The following is a 17,848-nucleotide window of genomic DNA, read 5'->3' as shown; positions in this document are numbered from 1 at the left end:
GAGGGCGCATTCTATGCCGACAAAAGTTGAAACGGTAAAGATGTTATTAGGAGGAAACTGGGTGCACAGTGAAGAGACTTTTGAAGTGCGTAATCCTCAAAACGATGAACTGATCGCCTATGTCCCTTCGGCTTCCAGACAAGAAATGCTGATGGCTATTGAAAAAGCTGATCGAACCTTCCGTGCTAATGAACTATGGCCCACCCACGAAAGAATCAGAGTGTTACAGGAAGTTGTCGAATATATGGAGGAAAACAGGGAAGAGTTCGCACGAATCATCGCTTTAGAGAGTAGCAAAACCATCAGGGAAGCTCGTGGAGAAGTGAAGCGTGCAACACAGACGATTCAAATCAGTGCAGAGGAAGCGAGAAGGCTGAAAGGCGAAACGATCAACTTTGATCAGAACGAGGGAAGTGAAAACAGAGTTGGATACTTTCAGCGTTTTCCTGTAGGAGTGATAGGTGCGATTACGCCATTTAACGACCCCTTGAATCTTGTCGCACATAAAATAGGTCCGGCAATCGCAGCTGGCAATGCGATGGTACTCAAACCAGCTTCTGTGACGCCTCTCAGTGCATTAAAATTGGCAGAAGCATTCGTAGAAGCGGGTCTTCCGGAAGGTTACTTGTCTGTCGTAACTGGATCCGGAAGGGAGATAGGGGACACGCTTGTGACCCACCCTGCAGTAAAAATGGTATCGTTTACGGGTGGACCAAAGGCAGGAGAATCCATCACACAAAAAGCAGGAACGAAAAAATTAAGTATGGAACTCGGCTCGAATTCGCCGGTGATTGTCATGGAAGATGCGGATATCAAAAATTCTGTCCAATCCAGTGTTTCTGGTGCATTCTCAGCCGTTGGCCAAAACTGCATCGGTGTTCAGCGGATTTATGTGCATAAGTCCATCTATTCACATTTTCTCGATGCTTTTGTTCAGGAAACTGGTTCGTTAAATGTTGGAGATAAAATGGATGAGTGCACAGATGTCGGCCCGCTGATCAATGAAAACGAAGCTATCCGTGTCGAAAACTGGGTGGAAGAAGCAATCTCCCAAGGGGCTCAAGTGGAAATAGGAGGAAAGCGGGACGGGACGTTTTATTATCCCACTGTATTGACACAGGTTCCGATCACCTCACGCCTTGCGACAGAAGAGATCTTTGGACCTGTCGTCCTAATCGAAACAATCGAAAGTTTGGATGAGGCCATTGATAAAGCCAATGATGTCAATTACGGATTACAGGCCGGCATTTTCACCAATGACTTGAATCAAGCTTTCAAAGCCATCCGGAGAATGGATGTAGGAGGGCTTATGATCAACGATAGCAGTGATTATCGCATTGATGAAATGCCTTTTGGCGGGACGAAGGGTTCAGGCATCGGACGAGAAGGAGTCCGGTATAGTATGGAGGCAATGACTGAACAAAAAGTGGTTTGTTTTAAACTGAATTAACATAAAGTCGAAAAGGGGCGCATTCACGTGCCCTTTTTTGTATTGTAAATGGCTTAAGCTTTTGACAGTGAACAGGCGCGCTTGCGCTCATGAAATACATCACTGAAATGGAACTTCTTCTCAGGGATATTGTCTTCATTCATGCAAATAGTATAAGTGAGGAAAAATTCCGAGGAGGATGGAAGATGAGAAAGAGCTTATTGATCATATTGGCAGCGATCATGATGATTTTTGTGTTAGCTGCTTGTAATACATCTGAAGAAGAGGCTCGTAAAAGCCAACGTAATAATTTGAATGAAGTGAGTTTTGGTCCTGAAGATCAAGGTATACAAAGAAAAGGCCAAAATGCCCAAGACCCGGGAGCCAAAGGGCAGAATCGTTTTGATGCCAATATTCCTTATGAAGGCATGAATCCGAATGGAGCCAACGGTTCTATGCAAGGCCCTTACTTTTTTGATCAAGACGGCCGATACAAAGAGGGGCAACGCGGTCAAGGCCAAGATCAGGGACAAGGTCAAGATCAGGCACAAGCTCCCCAGACGACAGGAGATAAAAAGGGGGACCAGGTCAGTGGTGATTTCCAAAAGAAAGTCATTGAACTGACAAACAACGCCCGTGAGAAGAATGGACTTAACCCCTTGAAAAGCAGTGGAGAAGTAACAGAAGTGGCACAAGAGAAATCGGAAGATATGGCTGAAAACAACTACTTTTCCCATACCTCTCCGACTTATGGAAGTCCTTTTGACATGTTGAAGGAATTCGGTGTGGACTATCGCACAGCTGCTGAAAATATTGCTGCAGGGCAACAGTCACCACAAGAGGTCGTTGATGGCTGGTTGAACAGTCCAGGGCACCGAAAAAATATTATGAACAAGAATTTGACACATATTGGCGTAGGATTTGCTGAAGATGGTAACCAGTGGGTACAAATGTTCATTGGAAAAAAATAAAAAATAACATGGCGCGCGGTTGTTCCGGCGTCCTGTTATTACATAACTTTTTAAAGTAGGGGACGAGTAAGGTGAAAAAGATACTCTTAATGGCCATCATCCTGGCACTCATAATATATCCGGTACAAGCTTTTGCATACAAAGAAAAACGCTTAGTGGCCATAGGAGATTCCATACCTTATGGCTATAACCTTACGAAGGAAAATATAAGTCCGCCTAAGGGATCCTTCCCCTACTTGATCGGTAATAAGAGAAAAATCGAAGTCACTAATATGAGCATCCCCGGCTTAACATCAGGAGAGCTTTTGAAGGCAGTCAAAACGAACGATTTGTTTCGAGAAGCCTTAAACGATGCAGACTATGTGGTCGTTTATATCGGTGGGAATGACTTATTGAACATTGTGAAGAAAAATGGCGGGCTTGACGGTATGAAAATGGAGGAAGCAGCACCTGTCATCAGAGACCTGGTTTACAATGTGTATTCAACTATTTTGGAAATCGATCAAATGACGGATGGAAAGATCCTTGTGTACAATATTTATAACCCATATCCTGCAGCTGGTGATAAATTGAGCACCCCGTTATCTTATATTAACCAACAGTACTCATCACTTATAAAGTTGTTGAAACATTTCACTTCTGTTCACTTGCTCAATGCTTACAAAGCTTACAATGGCCATCCTGAATATATCATTGAAGGAGATGTGCACCCAACTAAAGAAGGTCAAGAAGTACTCGCGAAAATCGCTTTGAAGCACATCAAATAAGTGGTGTATATTTAGTGGGTTTTTTAAAAGACTCATGTATAATAGGAACAAATTAGTAAGACAAGGTGGTAAAAATATGCGTTTCGGAATCATTGGTACGAATACGATTACAGAAAAATTGATCGATGCAGGCAAACAGCATAGCCGTTTTGAATTAAAGGGTGTGTATTCCCGAACAAAAGAAAGAGCCGAAGAGTTCGCCAGCCTCCATGGTATCCCATATACTTTCACAACAATCGAGGCATTAGCAGACAGTGAACATATTGATGCCGTGTACATTGCAAGTCCGAATGCCTTTCATGCAGAACAAGCTTCGGCATTGATGAGAAAAGGAAAGCATGTACTATGCGAGAAACCCATGGCTTCAAACCAGCGGGAGATTGCAACAATGATTGATGTCGCTAAGAACGAGGGTGTCGTTTTGATGGAGGGAATTAAATCCACTATGATGCCTGGATTCTTCAACGTTCAGGAACATTTACATAAGCTTGGCCGCATCAGACGTTATGTAGGAAACTTCTGCAAATATTCCTCCCGTTATGATGCCTATAAGGAGGGGGAGGTACTGAATGCTTTTAAACCATCCCTCTCTAATGGTTCTTTAATGGATCTTGGTATTTATGGGATTTATCCAATGGTTGTGCTGTTCGGCGCACCTAATTCCATCAAAGCAAACGGTGTGTTTTTGGAATCTGGGGTAGATGGGGAAGGCAGTGTGCTGGCAGAGTATGACGATATGGAAGCGGTAATCATGCATTCTAAAATTATTGATTCTCACTCTCCCACAGAAATTCAAGGAGAAAATGGAACGATGATTATTCCGAACATATCAGAACCGAAGGAAATCAAGATCGTTTATCGAGATGGGAAAGAAGAGGATCTGCACGTTAAAGATAACTATCCTGCAATGTTCTATGAGGTCGAAGAATTCATCAAATTGGTGGAGGAAAATAAGGGACAGTCAAAAATCAATTCTTTTTCACATACGCTTATGACAGCAAGAATCATGGAAGAAGCCCGCCAGCAAATCGGGTTGGAGTATGCAGCAGACCGAAAAAGTAGAGAGTAATCGGCGTATAAAGAGGCTTTTTCAATGAGCCTCTTTATATCGGAATTTATTTTTTCTGCTGCTTGTTGTGTCTCCTGGGAAGGTTGAGCATTTCACCGATTGTCATTTTTCACGGTTGATAAGGTCTGCCATTTCACGTTTCGTAGCAGATTGACGCTTATGTTCCATCCCCCAATTGTTCATATTGGTAAGAAATGAGGCCGTTGTTTTGCCATATGGCGTCACCTGATACTCTACCCGAGGGGGGACAGTTTCGTAATCAATTCTTGCGACCAGCCCATCATCCACCAGTTTTTTTAACTCTCTTGCCAAAATACGAGAAGAGATATTACCGTCAATAGCACGGCGGAGTTCATTGAATCTCATATGATCTTCATGGAGAAGTTTCCATAATATGAGACCTTTCCACTTCCCGCATACGACTTCAAGGGTGATATCGATTCCTGTTTTCTGTCCGTCCACCCGTTTCACCTCATCTCTGGTTTGTTTTTTTGTTTTTCCATTGCTTTTTCATACCCTTCCATGATGCCTTGTGCATAAACTTTGTTGAGCACCGTCATAGTTTGGGGAATTACTTGTTCTTCTGTAGTATTCGATACTCGATTCAGCAAGTCCACCAATTCGAGCAATTCCTCTGATATGGGGAAAATCGGTTTAATATTATTCAAAAGTAACACCTTCCTGTTTCGTTCGGGAAATACTATCGTTATTATTCTATTTCGTTTTTCAGCTTACCACAAGTACTTACATATTTGTTATTGTCATCCATCCTATGAGGATCTGGGTAATAGTGAAATACCAATAACTAAGTCCATACATTTGCCGCAGGAGTCCTGGTTGCGATTTTTCAACTATTGGAGAAATCTCTTCCCAGGAATTTTTCTTGTATAATAATAAGGAAGCACAACCGATAGGAGGGGTGTTTATGCTCCGGATACTTACATATACAAAACCCTATAAACGTTCTGCTTTCATCGCATTATTCTTGATGATCATCGAACTTGCTGTAGAACTGACCCAACCGCTGCTTATGGCAAAAATCATCGATGAAGGTGTGTTAGAAGAAGACTTTTCAGTGATTACAATCTGGGGTGGTGTACTCTTAGGACTCTCTTTATTAGCGTTTGCCGCAGGTGTGACGAATTCCTTCTTTGCTGCCGACCTTGGCCAGGGAGTCGGTTTTGACCTGCGCCGGGATTTGTTCAAAAAGGTACAGGACTTTTCAGATAAGCACTTTCAAACCCTATCCACCCCTAGTCTGGTGACACGCATCACAAATGATGTCATTCAAATTCAGAATCTGCTGTTCATGTTTGTACGTATTGGTCTGAGGGCACCTTTGTTCATTGTATTTGCTCTCGTCATGGCTTTTACCATTAATGTGCAGTTAGCTGTGATCCTGGTAGCAGGTGTACCGTTATTCCTGGTCTTTTTATTCTTCATTTTGACCAAAGGTGTAAAGTGGTTCAATCGGGTTCAAAGTAAACTGGACCAACTGAATACGATCATCCGTGAAAACCTGACAGGGATACGTCTGATCAAAGGATTTAACCGGAAAGATCATGAGGAAGCACGATTCCAACAGGTGAATGAATCACTGGTGGAAAAGAATAAAAAGGCTTTGTGGTTCATGGAGGTCGCCATGCCTGTAGTGATGTTGGGAATGAATGTAGTCATTCTCATCCTTCTCTTTTTTGGTGCACAGTTTTTAAGTTTCGGCAATGTGCAGGCGGGAGAAGTTGTTGCCATCATCAACTATGCGACACGTATCTTGTTCACATTCTCTGTGTTCACCTTTTTGATCATGGTCATTTCTCGTGGACATGCTTCTTCAAATAGAATTAAAGAGGTCTTAGACCAGGATACGCCGTCCCAAAATCGTTTACAGGGAAGAAGCAAAACCCTGAAGGGGGCTGTTCATTTTCATAATGTCTCTTTTGAAAGAAATGGGGAACGAATCCTCAGCGACCTTTCCTTTGAAGTTCTGCCAGGGCAAACCTTAGGCATCTTAGGAGAAACAGGTTCTGGTAAAAGTTCTCTCCTTCATCTCATACCCCGTTTATACCAAAAAGATGCAGGCAGACTCTTATTGGACGGGGAAGAAGTGGAAGAATTGGACCTGAAGCAGATTAGAAATCAAATCAGTCTGGTCCCACAGGAAGCCCATCTTTTTTCGGGGAGCGTTGAAGAAAATATCGGCTTGGGAAAAGAGGGGGCCTCGAAAGAAGAGATTATGGAGGCAGCAAAACAATCGCAAATTCATGATTTTATCAATACCTTACCGAAAGGCTACGATACTCAAATCGGTCAAAAGGGCATTGTTTTTTCAGGAGGACAGAAGCAACGGTTATCTATTGCTCGAGCGCTTGTGAGGAAACCGAAAATTCTTATCTTGGATGACAGCACAAGTGCCCTGGATGCGCATACCGAAAAGCGGTTGTTACAAACACTCGAAGATCAGCCCTGCACAGTATTTATAGTAGCTCAGAAAATCAGTTCGCTGCAAGGTGCTGACCAAATTCTGCTTCTTCACCAAGGGAGAATCATCGCGCAGGGGACACATCAAGAATTATTGAAAACGAATACGTATTACCATGATATTTATGAGTCACAGCAAGAAGGGGTGATGTCATGAATGGCCACGGCCGATCGAAAATAAGACATCATCATGGAATAGGGATGAAGACTCCTGATGTTCACAATATCGGTTCAACATTAAAGAGAATCTGGGTGTATATGGCAGACGAAAAGATGAAATTTTCTTTTGTGCTGATCGCTATCGTCAGTAGTTCCGCTTTATCCTTACTCGGACCGTATTTGTTAGGTTTGACTGTGGATCTTGTTATCGCAGAACCTGAGGGAAGTAATCTTCTTACGATGTTGACCTATCTGTTGCTGATTTATGTATTCCATTCTGCTTTTATCTGGCTGCAAAATTACTGGATGATCGACATCGCCCAAAATGCGGTCAAGAAAATGAGATCCCACCTGTTCTCTCATCTTCAGCTGCTTCCAGTGCTCTTTTTTCAAAAGATGCAGCAGGGCGAACTGATGAGCCGACTGACTAATGATATCGAAAATGTCAGTCGAACGTTGAATACTGCTGTAGTCCAGTTTGTCACCAGCTTGTTGACGATTACAGGAACAGTCATTATTATGCTCTGGCTGAGTCCGTTATTGACGATACTCACATTGACCATTGTGCCTGTCATGTATTTTGGAATGAAGTGGATTACAAAACGCACAGGACCATATTTTAAGAAGCAGCAACGTGATTTAGGTGAAGTCAATGGATACGTGGAAGAAATGTTTTCCGGCCAGTCCATTATTAAGATGTTTTCTAGAGAAGAGCACGTGATTAATGACTTCGAGGAAAAGAACGAAGCATTAAGGCATTCTGGTTATTATGCGCAAGTCTATACTGGCTTCATCCCTAAACTGATGAATATGCTGAACAATGTCAGCTTTGCCATCATTGTCGGAGCGGGAGGTCTCCTAGCTTTGAATGGATTTGTCTCCATCGGTATTATTGTGACGTTTACCACTTATTCACGGCAGTTCACACGGCCATTGAATGATTTGGCTAACCAATTCAATATGATTCTATCAGCTGTAGCAGGAGCAGATCGAGTGTTCCAGATCATTGATGAAAAAGAAGAAAAACGGGACGAAGGAGAAGCTGTGGCTGTGAACAGGATGAGGGGCGAGATTGCTTTTAAAAGCGTCGATTTTTCTTATAAAGATGGTCAGAAGACGCTATCCGACATCAATTTTCGTGCAGAACCCGGCCAGACAGTGGCGCTTGTCGGTGCGACCGGGGCGGGAAAAACCACCATCATTTCGTTATTGTCACGCTTCTATGATCCAGAGCGGGGGAATATTTTTATCGATGGACGTGACTCTGAAAAAATTACACGAGACAGCCTTAGAAATCAGATGGGCGTTGTGCTCCAGGATGCAACGATGTTTCATACAACGATTCGAGAAAATATTCGGTATGGACGGTTGGAAGCAGAAGATGAAGAGGTCATCGAAGCGGCTAAATCTGCTCATGCCCATGACTTTATCATAAATCTACCCGAAGGTTACGATACAGTGCTCGATTCAGATGGGAAAGGAGTCAGTCATGGGCAGCGTCAGCTCCTTTCGATTGCCAGGGCTATGATTGCTGCTCCATCCCTTCTTATTCTGGATGAAGCAACCAGTAGTATAGATACAGTGACAGAAATGAAAATAAATGCAGCATTATCAAAATTGATGGAAGGTCGGACCAGCTTTGTAATTGCCCACCGCCTTCATACGATTCGTTCGGCGGATCTCATCTTAGTTTTAGAAGAAGGACGTATCATCGAACGAGGGAATCATCATTCACTCATGGAAAAAGGTGGCTATTACGCAGACTTGATTCAAACCCAGGGCTCGGTTAATCAAGTTTCAGATATAACTTAGCCGCAAAAATGTCTACACCCCCTAGCTGTATTCTTCATACTCTAGGAATAAAGGGGTGAGACGATGTCTCATAATAAAAACTATCCACTGTGGACAGATTTGCCTTACGCAGGGGAGAACCGACCGCCAAGGATTGATTTGGGTGTTGAACCAGATGCCGGTGAGTGGAAAACTTATTTTATTGCACATAGTCGGAGGCACGGTTTTAAGAAGTTAGACGGTCGGCCGATTCGGTTAGCAATCAAAGACCCGAACGCTGTTGATTGGCATGAAGAATTGAAGAAAGTCCAGCATACACTTGCTCATTTAACCGAAGACCAAGTGAAGCTAGCCAGATACTGGGGAGATGGGCCACCTTCTAAGCAGTGGATACCGATTGTCGATCGTCTTATTGACACATACAGTGTGGAAGCACCTCGTGCAGCGCGTATATTAGGTGCTGTATTCAGCGGGATGAATGATGCTTTTGTTGTTTGTTGGTCCTTGAAGTACAAATGGCTCGTTCCAAGGCCTAATCAATTGGATTCAAAATTAGCCACGGTCATTTGCACACCTAAACATCCTTCCTATCCGTCAGGCCATGCGACTATATCTGGAGCGGCAGAGATGATTCTCAGTTACTTTTTCCCGGCTGAAAAAAGAAAGTTGCGTGAGCTGGCAGAGGAAAATGCTAAATCAAGGCTTTATGCAGGTGTCCATTATCCGGTTGATAATGAGGAAGGCCTACGACTCGGAAGGCAGATCGGCCGAATTGTCGTTGAACAGTTGAAGAAAGATCAAATCCAGGGGTCCTCCCTTGACCGACCGTTCACAGAGTATAAGAATGCTGATATTTATCCATCTGATTATTTACAAGCGATCCCTTTCCGCTTCAATCAAAAGTGTGATTCATTACTCTTAGGGGATGAGGAATCTTCCTCCTATACCGAATGGTTGGACCCGAAGTTATTTTTTTAATGTGAGAGCAACTGAAAGCAGTTGCTCTTTTTGTATTGTCTTTAGTAAACGTTGTGGAGCGTTTAATGTGGTGAATTCTTCAACACAAGGGTAGTTATCTAGAAGACATGATTCCGATACTTTAGTGTGAAAAAGGGGCTTCGGGAAACGGTTCGCTTTCCGTGGGGAGTGCGCTAAGCCTCCTCAGGCTACGCCTTCCGGGGTCTTACCTGTCACGCTAATCCCACAGGAGATTCCTGTGGGATGAGAGTGCTTGGTGAGATCCCGGAAGGCGAAAGCCTGAGGAAGCTCACTGCGCCCCAAGGAAAGCGAGTCATTCCCCGTCGACCCCATCCACTTATCAAACATCTCGAAATCAAGTCTTCCTGAGAGAGCTCTTATTAAATGGGAAAAAAGTAGACAAGTTCTATGGGGCGGGTTGCATATACATAATCAAACAAGCTTTAGGGGGGATGGATATGAACGCATGGATTCTTTCAGCAAGAAAAGTCGGACTGATCGTGGGAGCAATCGTAATCGCATTCGCAGCCTACTTTATTGGCAGTTATTTTTGGAAAGGGGCGATGGCAACTTCAACAGCTCCTACGAATGGTGAGGCACGAGTCATCAACTTAGTGACAGGAGAATTTACAGCTGAAACAGCGGACGGTGATAAAATCGAGGCATACCGTTGGGATCCCGGAACGATTTTTGTGGAAAAGGACGAGCCGTTCAAACTGAGTATTTACGGAGTGAATGGCAAAGAACATCCATTTTATATTGAAGGTACAGATGTGAAAGGTGTCGTCCAACAGGGGAAAGAAACGGTTGTAGATTTGCAGTTCAAGGAGGAAGGGATTTACAGGTTGATTTGTACGACTCATGCTGATATTGCTGCTAACGGACCGATGATTGCTTATATTGTCGTAGATTAGTGCCGAAAGGGGGACGAGCGATCGTCTCTTTTTTTTTTGAATTTAAATGGATGGTTAATCGAAATGGTTCAGTCTGTGAAAGTTGATGTGAAAACAGGTTTGCTGCCCGATGGAATGGAAAGATGCCGGCGACTCCTTTAAAATAAACGATAAGTAGAGTAAAAAAAGGAGTTTTAGTCATGGCGAAAAAACAAAGGAAACTTCCTTTATACATCCAAGTGAAAAATAAAATATTTCATCACGTGAGAGAAGGGGAGTGGAAGCCTGGCCAACACGTCCCATCAGAAAATCAGTTGATGAAAGAATATAATGTAAGTCGCACGACAATACGTCAGGCGATCAGAGACCTTGCCCAACAAGGGATCTTGGAAACAAGACGGGGGGCGCCGACAAAAGTCAGGGCCGTTCCTGAAACAGCGGCGGGAAGCCCTGGTGTGTTTCATCACGAACAAGGGTCCGATTTGACAGTCCATTTTTTGCGGGAGGATGTCCTTCAAGACCATCCCTTTGCTAATAAACATTTGCAGCTCAATGAAGGTGACTCCGTCCTGGTCATTGAAAGGTTACGTTTGGCTGACGGCTTGCCTATCGCCTATCAGAGAATGTATTTTCCAATGAAAATCGGAAACTTGTTACAACATGTTTCTAAAGAGGTTTTTGATCTTTTTCCGATCTTGGGGAAACATAATATCCACTACTCCAATATCAAGGAAACAGTCTCTGCCTCAAATGCTAACCGTTATGAAGCCGATATGCTAGGAGTCGTCCCAGGTGAGGCACTGATTCATATTGAACGGACAACTCTGGGTCCTGACTCTCTTCCCATTGAATATAGTCAGATTAAATATCTGCCTCAAGGCTTTCAGTATCGGGTGGAAATCGGAAAATGACACTTCTTGTTGTGATATGATTAATCTTATTGTAACATGTATGGAAGGCAAGCATGACAATAAGAGGAGTGATGAACGTTATGGCTAAAATGAGCAGTATTCGACATGCTAAAACTCAAATTGATCTTGTTCGTATGAGGCAGTACCGTCTCAGCAGGGTTCGTGAGCAGTTGAAGCGATTAGAATACGGAGGAATCGTTATTTTTGACCCTGTCAATCTCCGTTATGCGACAGGAAGTAGGAATATGCAAGTGTTCATGCTAAGAAATCCCGGACGTTATACGTTCATTCCTACAGAAGGTCCTGTCACATTGTTTGACTTTCCAAACTGTGAACATTTATCTGAGGGACTCGAAACGATTGATGAGGTGCGCCCGGCAATCACCTTATCTTACGTAGCATCAGGTGAGAACTTATACGATAATGCGGAGCAGTGGGCTAAGGAAATAGCGGATTTGATGAAGCAGTACTGCGGGGGGAACAAACGACTGGCTATCGATTATGCTCCATCAGTCGGTGCGATTGAACTTGCTAAATTAGGGGTCGAAGTCGTCGATGGTCAAGAACCGGTTGAACATGCACGCAGTATTAAGAATAAGCAGGAAATTGAAGCGATGAAAATTTCCGTCCGTACGGCTGAAGAAGGAATGATCCGTATGCAGGAAGCTCTAAAACCTGGCATAACGGAAAATGAACTTTGGTCTCATTTGCATCAGACGAATATTGCCCAGGGCGGAGACTACGTAGAAACAAGGCTGCTCAGCTCTGGAAGTCGTACAAACCCATGGTTCCAGGAGTGTAGTGACAAAATCATCAATGAAGGTGAACTTGTTTCCTTTGATACGGATATGAATGGTCCTTTCGGTTACTTCACTGATATCAGCAGGACATTTTACTGTGGAGCAGGCGAACCCACCAACGAGCAAAAAAGGCTGTATCAAACAGCTTATGAACAAATACAGTACAATATCGATTTGTTGAAACCAGGGGTGACCTTCCGTGAATACGCAGAAAAAAGCTGGAGGATCCCAGAAGAATTCTTCCCTAACCGTTACTTTACGGTCGCACACGGAACAGGGCTTAGCGGTGAATATCCATACATTGTTTATCCTCAGGACTTTGAAGAAAAGGGGTATGACGGTGTTATCCAGGAAAACATGGTATTATCCGTTGAAAGCTACATCGGCTCTCCCGGTGGGAAAGAAGGCGTAAAACTGGAGGAACAGCTGCTCGTTACATCAGATGGAGTAGAGAACTTCTCCGACTTTCCATTTGAACAAAAATTGTTGAAATAAAGAGACTGGGATAAAAGTGTTTCCCCGCCGGGACATGTTTGTGATAATGCCCCTTTTTTTGGTCTCTTCCTGGAATTCATAAGACGTGTACTGGGATCCTTGATCACTATGAAGGATGACTTCATAACGCTCCATTTGATCCATTCCACTCTATTGTTCGTCTTTTTCATTGGCAGTTATCGTTTTGTACCAATCTCTTTATTATTTAGGGGGAAGGATTTGTGGAAGTTCAAATAGCAGATTTTTTAATAACTGATGCGAATAAGTCTAAGAAAATATGACAGGAGAATATGCCTCCAGGTTTAAACTAAGTCTGTATGGGAAGACCTTTTAATAGGCTGACTGCAAAAAGGAGAGGGTCCCTTTGGAACACAGAATTTCACATGATCAGATGGATAAGACACTGAAGCAGTTAGAGGACGATTATATAAAAGCAGTAAAAGATAATAAGAACATCACAATTGAAGGTTTTGTAGAACAGTTTTTGTACGATTCCTGGAATTATAACTATGAGAATCTCGAGTTGATCCAAGCCGTTCTAAGAAAATACGCGCAAGGTGATATTAACAAAACGATTTTCCAGGGAGCCTTCAACGAAATGACCGATCATCTTCAGGAAAAGTTGAGAGAACTGGATCCTGACCAGCATTATCCGGTGGTACATCAACCTATAGGGGCGTCTATCCTCGTCTCCTGTGTAGATGGAATGATCATTCAATATTTCACGAACGTGTATAGTATCGATGATTTGAATGAAATGACCCCACAAATCAAACAAATGTTATTGAATGCACTTGCAACAAATGAAAGATAACAAACAACCCTTCCTTTATGAATTAGAAGGGGAGGGTGTTTGGGGTTTGTTTTTTTTCTTCTCTCTCGAAGACTTGATAAGAAGTGCGACTCCAACGATGCTCGGGATGAGGAGTCCGTGGGTAAGAGCATAAGAGAACCAGGTTTCACCTACAAATGATTCAAAGTAAGCGACATCAGGATAAGCGATGATAGATAAGACGATTACCCCCATACCGAGTGGTAAGAGTAAAGGACGATGGTCATCCATGGTAAGGAACTGGGCTATGCCGACTGTGCTTGAATAAAAGAGAATGGTCAATTTAAAGAAGATGGTAAGCATCCAAATGATTGCGACAAAAATTTCCACTCCTTCCAAAAAACCAGCAATATTTATTTTTTGCGCCACTTTATAGCTTGGAAAGGTGTTAAGCGCTGTTAAATCACTTCCTAAGATCAAAATACAGAGCAGAGTGATGAGCATTAGAATCGCCCCACCGATGAAAGTTCCGAGAAGCCACGCTTTTCGAGTGGTTTTTTCTTCTTTCACATATGGAATGATCATAAGGAAGGTAACCAACTCGAGAAGTGGTGTTCCAATGACTACCATAGAGGTGCTTAACACCGGTGTGATTCCATTCCCGAAGATAGGCTGTAAGTTTTCCATTTTAATTTGAGGAGAGAGAGAAATAGTGAAGAAAATCAGGAGCAAGACAACCCATGGCATGAACATTTCAGCAGATCTTCCTATCGCTTCAATTCCTAAATAAGCCCCCCAAATTACCACGAGCAAAAAAAGGATGTGGGTGAATTGCAGAGGCGTCTCGGGAATAATCAGAGTCGTCATGAAATCCCCGATATTTCTCAATACGAGAGAGGCGAGAACGTAAAGGAATGAAAGGTAAAAAAACAAAATCACTCGCCCGATCCAATTACCGAAGACGGATATGGTCGCTTGGACAAAGGTTTGTCCTTTCATCAACTTGGCAATTTGATTATAAAAAAAGACAAGTATTACCCCCACAGCAACTGAGAGCGATATCGCTATCCAGGCATCATTCTTCGCCCCGGCAGCCAGAGGGGTAGGGACGATGAGAATGGAACTGCCTACTATGAACAAAATGACTAGGAACATGAATTGACGGGGGCTGATCGTTTGGTTATCCACTTCCTACACCTCTATCCATCATTTGAATTTCACTCAAAACATCTTATAGAAACTTTTGATATAATCAAGCGGGTTCGGTAATGAGAACTCACGGCTTTCTAGAACACTGATTATTGTGAAGAATAACAGGATGATGGTAAAAAACCATAAGTCTTTCTTTTTGTTCTGCTTTTTCAATTTGGGGTATTCCAGAAAAAAGATCAATATGGCAACTGCGATGATGGCTAGCATTGACCACACGTTTTTTCACCTAGCTTTCTTTAGATACAGGTTGCGTTGAGTTTCCTTTTCTGCGGATTTTCACTTTGACTTGAAAGTCGACCTTAAGATCTTTGAATTGATTGTCCCAGTCCTTCTCTACTGTCTTCCAATAGCGGGGGTCAGTACGATTGATGACATTACCAAATCCGAAAATATCGCTTCCGAATTCATCTTGCGCTGTTTTAACAGAAGTCTCCATCAATCTTTTAATTTCTTTTTCTGCTTGTTCATTGATTTTTTGGATGGATTCAGCTTTGCTCAAGTCCAGTGGACAATCTAGTTCCCCAACATCCCCTTCTACATCCAATTCAACGGAAATGGATGGTTGCCCCCCTTTGAACTTAGCTTTTTTGCTGGCTTGAGTCCGGATGACCTCAATATTAGCTACTCCTTCATCTTCACAAGGGTGGGTAATGACAGTGCTTTTCACATTGCCGGTGATATAGTTGTACCCTTGACTAGCATCTTTAGCCAGCCATCCGACTAGTTGGTCTTTTTTGAAAACAGCAAGGTGGTTGATGATTAATTGGGTCGGTGCGTCGATACTTTCAACATTATGCCTAGTAGCCCCTATTTCCGCATCGCCACTAATAAGCAGTCCTGGTAAAACTGGATGGTGGCCTTTACTCCGGATCTGAGAAATCAATACATCGATGGTTACGGCTTTTGAGCTTCCCAAATTGGATTCTACAGATTCGAGAGAACGCATTAATTTATTGGCCGGGATTTTCTCATAGGGAGTGAGGACACTTAATAGTTCTTCCGGACTTGTATTTTTAGCAATAGCTACATAAAAAGCGGTGCGAAATTCGTGGTTTCTATAAAAAATATCAAGGGATGGCATCATGCCTTCTTCTGCCATCGTTTTGCCGATCACAAGCAGCCTCAGCTGTGATAAATACATTTTTCGCGGGGACTTTTCTGTCATGTGGCGAAACGCCTCAAATAAAGAGTCGCCCCTGGATTTATAAATGGATACTGGAGGACGTGTAGTCGGTGCATCCGTCGCAATTTCTGAGGGGTTAATTACTTGGGTCACCAGTTCATATTTTCCGTCCTCCGTTTTGTCGACCCCTAATGCAACCACTATACCAAGCTCGTCCAATTCTTTACTATTCCAACACCCAGTCAGGAGAAGCAGGGAAGTAACGATGATGATGATTCTGGCAGGACTTGTCATTTTCAAAACCATATTTACCTCTCCTTGGAAGTAGAATCAGTTCTTTTTTGATCTTTTTGGGTCATGGAGCTAGGTCGTGACAATAATCCCCAATGCGGGAATCGAACCAAAACATCTTTTTGATCTTTAGGGATGAATGGAGCGAACGGTGACATGTAAGATTTTCCGAACGACTTTAAACTGCACAAATGAAACACAAGGGCAATCATTCCTAAAATGATTCCATATAGACCGAATGTAGCGGCAAGAATCATTAAAGGAAAACGCAAGATCCTTACAGAAATCGCCATGTTATATGAAGGAAACACGAAGCTGCTGATAGCTGTGATTGATACAATAATGACCATCGCAGGAGAGACAAGACCTGCCTGCACAGCTGACTGTCCTAACACAAGGGCCCCAACTATGGAAACAGCAGAACCAACTGGCTTCGGGAGTCGAACCCCTGCTTCTCGGAGAATCTCAAAAGTCAATTCCATCATCATCGCCTCCACAAAGGCAGGGAAAGGAACACCTTCCCTCTGGGCAGCTAAACTGATTAGAAGGGGAGCTGGGATCATTTCATGATGGAAAGTCGTAAAGGCGATGTATAGGGAGGGCATGAACAATGCGATGGAAAAGCAGAATAGTCTCAACAGCCTCACGAGTGTACCGATGTCTGCACGTTGGTAATAGTCTTCGCTGGACTGCATGAAGTTCACAAATAGTGCAGGTACCAGCAAAACGTTTGGTGTTCCATCGATGAGAATGGCCACCCGTCCTTCAAGAATTCCTCCGGCAATAGCGTCCGGCTTTTCCGAATTATAGACCGTGGGAAAAGGGGAGTATTGAGCATCCTGAATGAATTCTTCGATGTAACCACTTTCCAAAACTGCATCTATGTCTATTTGATCCAACCGACGGTTTACATCGTCGATTACTTCCGATTCTGCCAAACCCTCCAAATAAATAACCGCTATATCTGTGTGGGTCTTCTTTCCGATGACCTTGCCCTCGACTCTGAGGCTGGTATCTCTGATTTTCCTTCTTAACAGTGCTGTATTTGTCCGTAATGTTTCTGTGAATGCCTCTTTAGGCCCCCGTATGACGCTTTCGGATGTTGTCTCCTGGACTCCCCTGTCACGCCATCCTTTTGTACTTGCTGATAATGCTTTGGCCTGCTTATCGATCAGTAAGATGGTCTCGCCTGCTAGAAGCTTTTCAAATAGTTTTTTATAATCTTCCACTTCAGCCATCTCGCCAATTGGAAGGGAAGCTTCTTTAATGGATGAATAAAGGTGGTGGCTGTTTTGTCGTTTGGTAGGAATTTCCAGCATCAGAGCTTCCAGAATGAAATTTTGCACTGTGCTTTTGTCTACCAGACCATCCATAAACAGGACGGCAGCTGAAATTTTGTTGATCGTCAATGTACGGATGACCAGGTCAGAACTGTTGCCTAATGAAGTGCGAATATGATCCAGACTTTCATCCAATGATAAATAAAGTGGTTGTGAAGCATTCTTCGATGATTTGCTATTTGATTTTTGCTTCAACGAGATCCCACCTTCAATGGATGCATTTTTGATTAGCATGCTCAAAGGCTGAGAATTTATGAATACATTGAAACAAATTCATCAGCCTCTTATTTTCATGCAAATCTATTTTTACTGGAGATGGTTCCATTTGGATTTCACGTACTTATCGCAGCGAACAAAAAAGCTGCCCGA

17 protein-coding genes and 1 pseudogene are annotated in these 17,848 nt (G+C 43.1%); 11 read left to right on the top strand and 7 right to left on the bottom strand.

Annotated elements, in window-relative coordinates:
• Nucleotides 1-13 precede the first annotated feature (13 nt).
• The 4 genes from ACTWPX_RS01615 to ACTWPX_RS01600 all read left to right on the top strand — a co-directional run bounded on the left by ACTWPX_RS01615 (nucleotide 14) and on the right by ACTWPX_RS01600 (nucleotide 4,236).
• Nucleotides 14-1,450: an aldehyde dehydrogenase family protein gene (locus ACTWPX_RS01615; protein ID WP_443118228.1), complete on the top strand. Its 1,437-nt coding sequence runs from the start codon at nucleotides 14-16 to the stop codon at nucleotides 1,448-1,450.
• 185 nt (nucleotides 1,451-1,635) lie between these two features.
• Nucleotides 1,636-2,400 (top strand): CAP domain-containing protein, encoded by a 765-nt coding sequence (locus ACTWPX_RS01610; RefSeq protein ID WP_443118227.1) that lies wholly within the window; start codon nucleotides 1,636-1,638, stop codon nucleotides 2,398-2,400.
• Between the two features lie 71 nt (nucleotides 2,401-2,471).
• Complete coding sequence (locus ACTWPX_RS01605) at nucleotides 2,472-3,167, top strand: SGNH/GDSL hydrolase family protein (RefSeq protein ID WP_443118226.1); 696 nt, start codon at nucleotides 2,472-2,474, stop codon at nucleotides 3,165-3,167.
• A gap of 76 nt (nucleotides 3,168-3,243) precedes the next feature.
• Nucleotides 3,244-4,236 (top strand): Gfo/Idh/MocA family protein, encoded by a 993-nt coding sequence (locus ACTWPX_RS01600; RefSeq protein WP_443118225.1) that lies wholly within the window; start codon nucleotides 3,244-3,246, stop codon nucleotides 4,234-4,236.
• A 102-nt stretch (nucleotides 4,237-4,338) separates the two neighbouring features.
• Here the strand turns inward: ACTWPX_RS01600 and ACTWPX_RS01595 are convergent, their stop codons facing one another.
• The gene (locus ACTWPX_RS01595) at nucleotides 4,339-4,698 is read right to left on the bottom strand and encodes a winged helix-turn-helix transcriptional regulator (RefSeq protein WP_443118224.1); all 360 of its coding nucleotides are present in this window, start codon (nucleotides 4,696-4,698) and stop codon (nucleotides 4,339-4,341) included.
• 5 nt (nucleotides 4,699-4,703) lie between these two features.
• Nucleotides 4,704-4,904: a hypothetical protein gene (locus ACTWPX_RS01590; RefSeq protein WP_443118223.1), complete on the bottom strand. Its 201-nt coding sequence runs from the start codon at nucleotides 4,902-4,904 to the stop codon at nucleotides 4,704-4,706.
• Nucleotides 4,905-5,161: 257 nt separating this feature from the next.
• Between ACTWPX_RS01590 and ACTWPX_RS01585 the strand changes: the two genes are divergently transcribed.
• From ACTWPX_RS01585 to ACTWPX_RS01560, 6 genes are all read left to right on the top strand, one after another.
• Nucleotides 5,162-6,871 carry an ABC transporter ATP-binding protein gene (locus ACTWPX_RS01585; RefSeq protein WP_443118222.1) on the top strand — a complete coding sequence of 570 codons (1,710 nt, stop codon included), beginning with the start codon at nucleotides 5,162-5,164 and terminating at the stop codon, nucleotides 6,869-6,871.
• The gene (locus ACTWPX_RS01580; protein ID WP_443118221.1) at nucleotides 6,868-8,685 is read left to right on the top strand and encodes an ABC transporter ATP-binding protein; all 1,818 of its coding nucleotides are present in this window, start codon (nucleotides 6,868-6,870) and stop codon (nucleotides 8,683-8,685) included. The genes ACTWPX_RS01585 and ACTWPX_RS01580 overlap by 4 nt, the downstream gene beginning before the upstream one ends.
• A gap of 63 nt (nucleotides 8,686-8,748) precedes the next feature.
• On the top strand, nucleotides 8,749-9,642 hold the full coding sequence (locus tag ACTWPX_RS01575; protein ID WP_443118220.1) for a vanadium-dependent haloperoxidase: 894 nt from the start codon (nucleotides 8,749-8,751) through the stop codon (nucleotides 9,640-9,642).
• A 452-nt stretch (nucleotides 9,643-10,094) separates the two neighbouring features.
• Nucleotides 10,095-10,556 carry a hypothetical protein gene (locus ACTWPX_RS01570; protein WP_443118219.1) on the top strand — a complete coding sequence of 154 codons (462 nt, stop codon included), beginning with the start codon at nucleotides 10,095-10,097 and terminating at the stop codon, nucleotides 10,554-10,556.
• 179 nt (nucleotides 10,557-10,735) lie between these two features.
• A complete protein-coding gene (locus ACTWPX_RS01565; RefSeq protein WP_443118218.1) occupies nucleotides 10,736-11,446 on the top strand; it encodes a GntR family transcriptional regulator in 711 nt (236 codons plus the stop codon).
• 80 nt (nucleotides 11,447-11,526) lie between these two features.
• Nucleotides 11,527-12,741: a M24 family metallopeptidase gene (locus ACTWPX_RS01560; RefSeq protein WP_443118217.1), complete on the top strand. Its 1,215-nt coding sequence runs from the start codon at nucleotides 11,527-11,529 to the stop codon at nucleotides 12,739-12,741.
• A 12-nt stretch (nucleotides 12,742-12,753) separates the two neighbouring features.
• Here ACTWPX_RS01560 and ACTWPX_RS01555 read toward each other — a convergent pair.
• Nucleotides 12,754-12,867, bottom strand: a pseudogene (locus tag ACTWPX_RS01555) (IS3 family transposase); the annotation flags it as partial.
• 238 nt (nucleotides 12,868-13,105) lie between these two features.
• Here ACTWPX_RS01555 and ACTWPX_RS01550 point away from each other — a divergent pair.
• Nucleotides 13,106-13,555, top strand: coding sequence for a hypothetical protein (locus tag ACTWPX_RS01550; RefSeq protein ID WP_443118216.1), 450 nt, complete (start codon nucleotides 13,106-13,108; stop codon nucleotides 13,553-13,555).
• Nucleotides 13,556-13,570: 15 nt separating this feature from the next.
• Here ACTWPX_RS01550 and ACTWPX_RS01545 read toward each other — a convergent pair whose 3' ends face one another.
• From ACTWPX_RS01545 to ACTWPX_RS01530, 4 genes are read right to left on the bottom strand one after another with little or no spacing between them, the layout of a single operon-like run.
• Entirely contained in the window at nucleotides 13,571-14,701 is a 1,131-nt protein-coding gene (locus ACTWPX_RS01545; protein ID WP_443118215.1) for a GerAB/ArcD/ProY family transporter, read from the bottom strand.
• A gap of 33 nt (nucleotides 14,702-14,734) precedes the next feature.
• Nucleotides 14,735-14,941 carry a hypothetical protein gene (locus ACTWPX_RS01540; RefSeq protein ID WP_443118214.1) on the bottom strand — a complete coding sequence of 69 codons (207 nt, stop codon included), beginning with the start codon at nucleotides 14,939-14,941 and terminating at the stop codon, nucleotides 14,735-14,737.
• Between the two features lie 10 nt (nucleotides 14,942-14,951).
• Nucleotides 14,952-16,154 carry a Ger(x)C family spore germination protein gene (locus tag ACTWPX_RS01535; protein ID WP_443118213.1) on the bottom strand — a complete coding sequence of 401 codons (1,203 nt, stop codon included), beginning with the start codon at nucleotides 16,152-16,154 and terminating at the stop codon, nucleotides 14,952-14,954.
• A 2-nt stretch (nucleotides 16,155-16,156) separates the two neighbouring features.
• On the bottom strand, nucleotides 16,157-17,713 hold the full coding sequence (locus tag ACTWPX_RS01530) for a spore germination protein (RefSeq protein WP_443118212.1): 1,557 nt from the start codon (nucleotides 17,711-17,713) through the stop codon (nucleotides 16,157-16,159).
• Nucleotides 17,714-17,848: the final 135 nt, after the last annotated feature.

Source organism: Halobacillus sp. H74 (assembly GCF_052246715.1).
GTDB lineage: Bacteria > Bacillota > Bacilli > Bacillales > Halobacillaceae > Halobacillus > Halobacillus litoralis_A.
This window is presented reverse-complemented; position numbering and strand designations above follow the sequence as displayed.

What these genes read in the sequence shown, in the direction of transcription:
- ACTWPX_RS01615 (WP_443118228.1), top strand. Translation starts at nt 14, where the DNA reads ATGCCGACAAAAGTTGAAACGGTAAAGATGTTATTAGGAGGAAACTGG.
- ACTWPX_RS01610 (WP_443118227.1), top strand. Translation starts at nt 1,636, where the DNA reads ATGAGAAAGAGCTTATTGATCATATTGGCAGCGATCATGATGATTTTT.
- ACTWPX_RS01600 (WP_443118225.1), top strand. Translation starts at nt 3,244, where the DNA reads ATGCGTTTCGGAATCATTGGTACGAATACGATTACAGAAAAATTGATC.
- ACTWPX_RS01585 (WP_443118222.1), top strand. Translation starts at nt 5,162, where the DNA reads ATGCTCCGGATACTTACATATACAAAACCCTATAAACGTTCTGCTTTC.
- ACTWPX_RS01580 (WP_443118221.1), top strand. Translation starts at nt 6,868, where the DNA reads ATGAATGGCCACGGCCGATCGAAAATAAGACATCATCATGGAATAGGG.
- ACTWPX_RS01575 (WP_443118220.1), top strand. Translation starts at nt 8,749, where the DNA reads ATGTCTCATAATAAAAACTATCCACTGTGGACAGATTTGCCTTACGCA.
- ACTWPX_RS01570 (WP_443118219.1), top strand. Translation starts at nt 10,095, where the DNA reads ATGGATATGAACGCATGGATTCTTTCAGCAAGAAAAGTCGGACTGATC.
- ACTWPX_RS01565 (WP_443118218.1), top strand. Translation starts at nt 10,736, where the DNA reads ATGGCGAAAAAACAAAGGAAACTTCCTTTATACATCCAAGTGAAAAAT.
- ACTWPX_RS01560 (WP_443118217.1), top strand. Translation starts at nt 11,527, where the DNA reads ATGGCTAAAATGAGCAGTATTCGACATGCTAAAACTCAAATTGATCTT.
- ACTWPX_RS01535 (WP_443118213.1), bottom strand. Translation starts at nt 16,154, where the DNA reads ATGGTTTTGAAAATGACAAGTCCTGCCAGAATCATCATCATCGTTACT.
- ACTWPX_RS01530 (WP_443118212.1), bottom strand. Translation starts at nt 17,713, where the DNA reads ATGCTAATCAAAAATGCATCCATTGAAGGTGGGATCTCGTTGAAGCAA.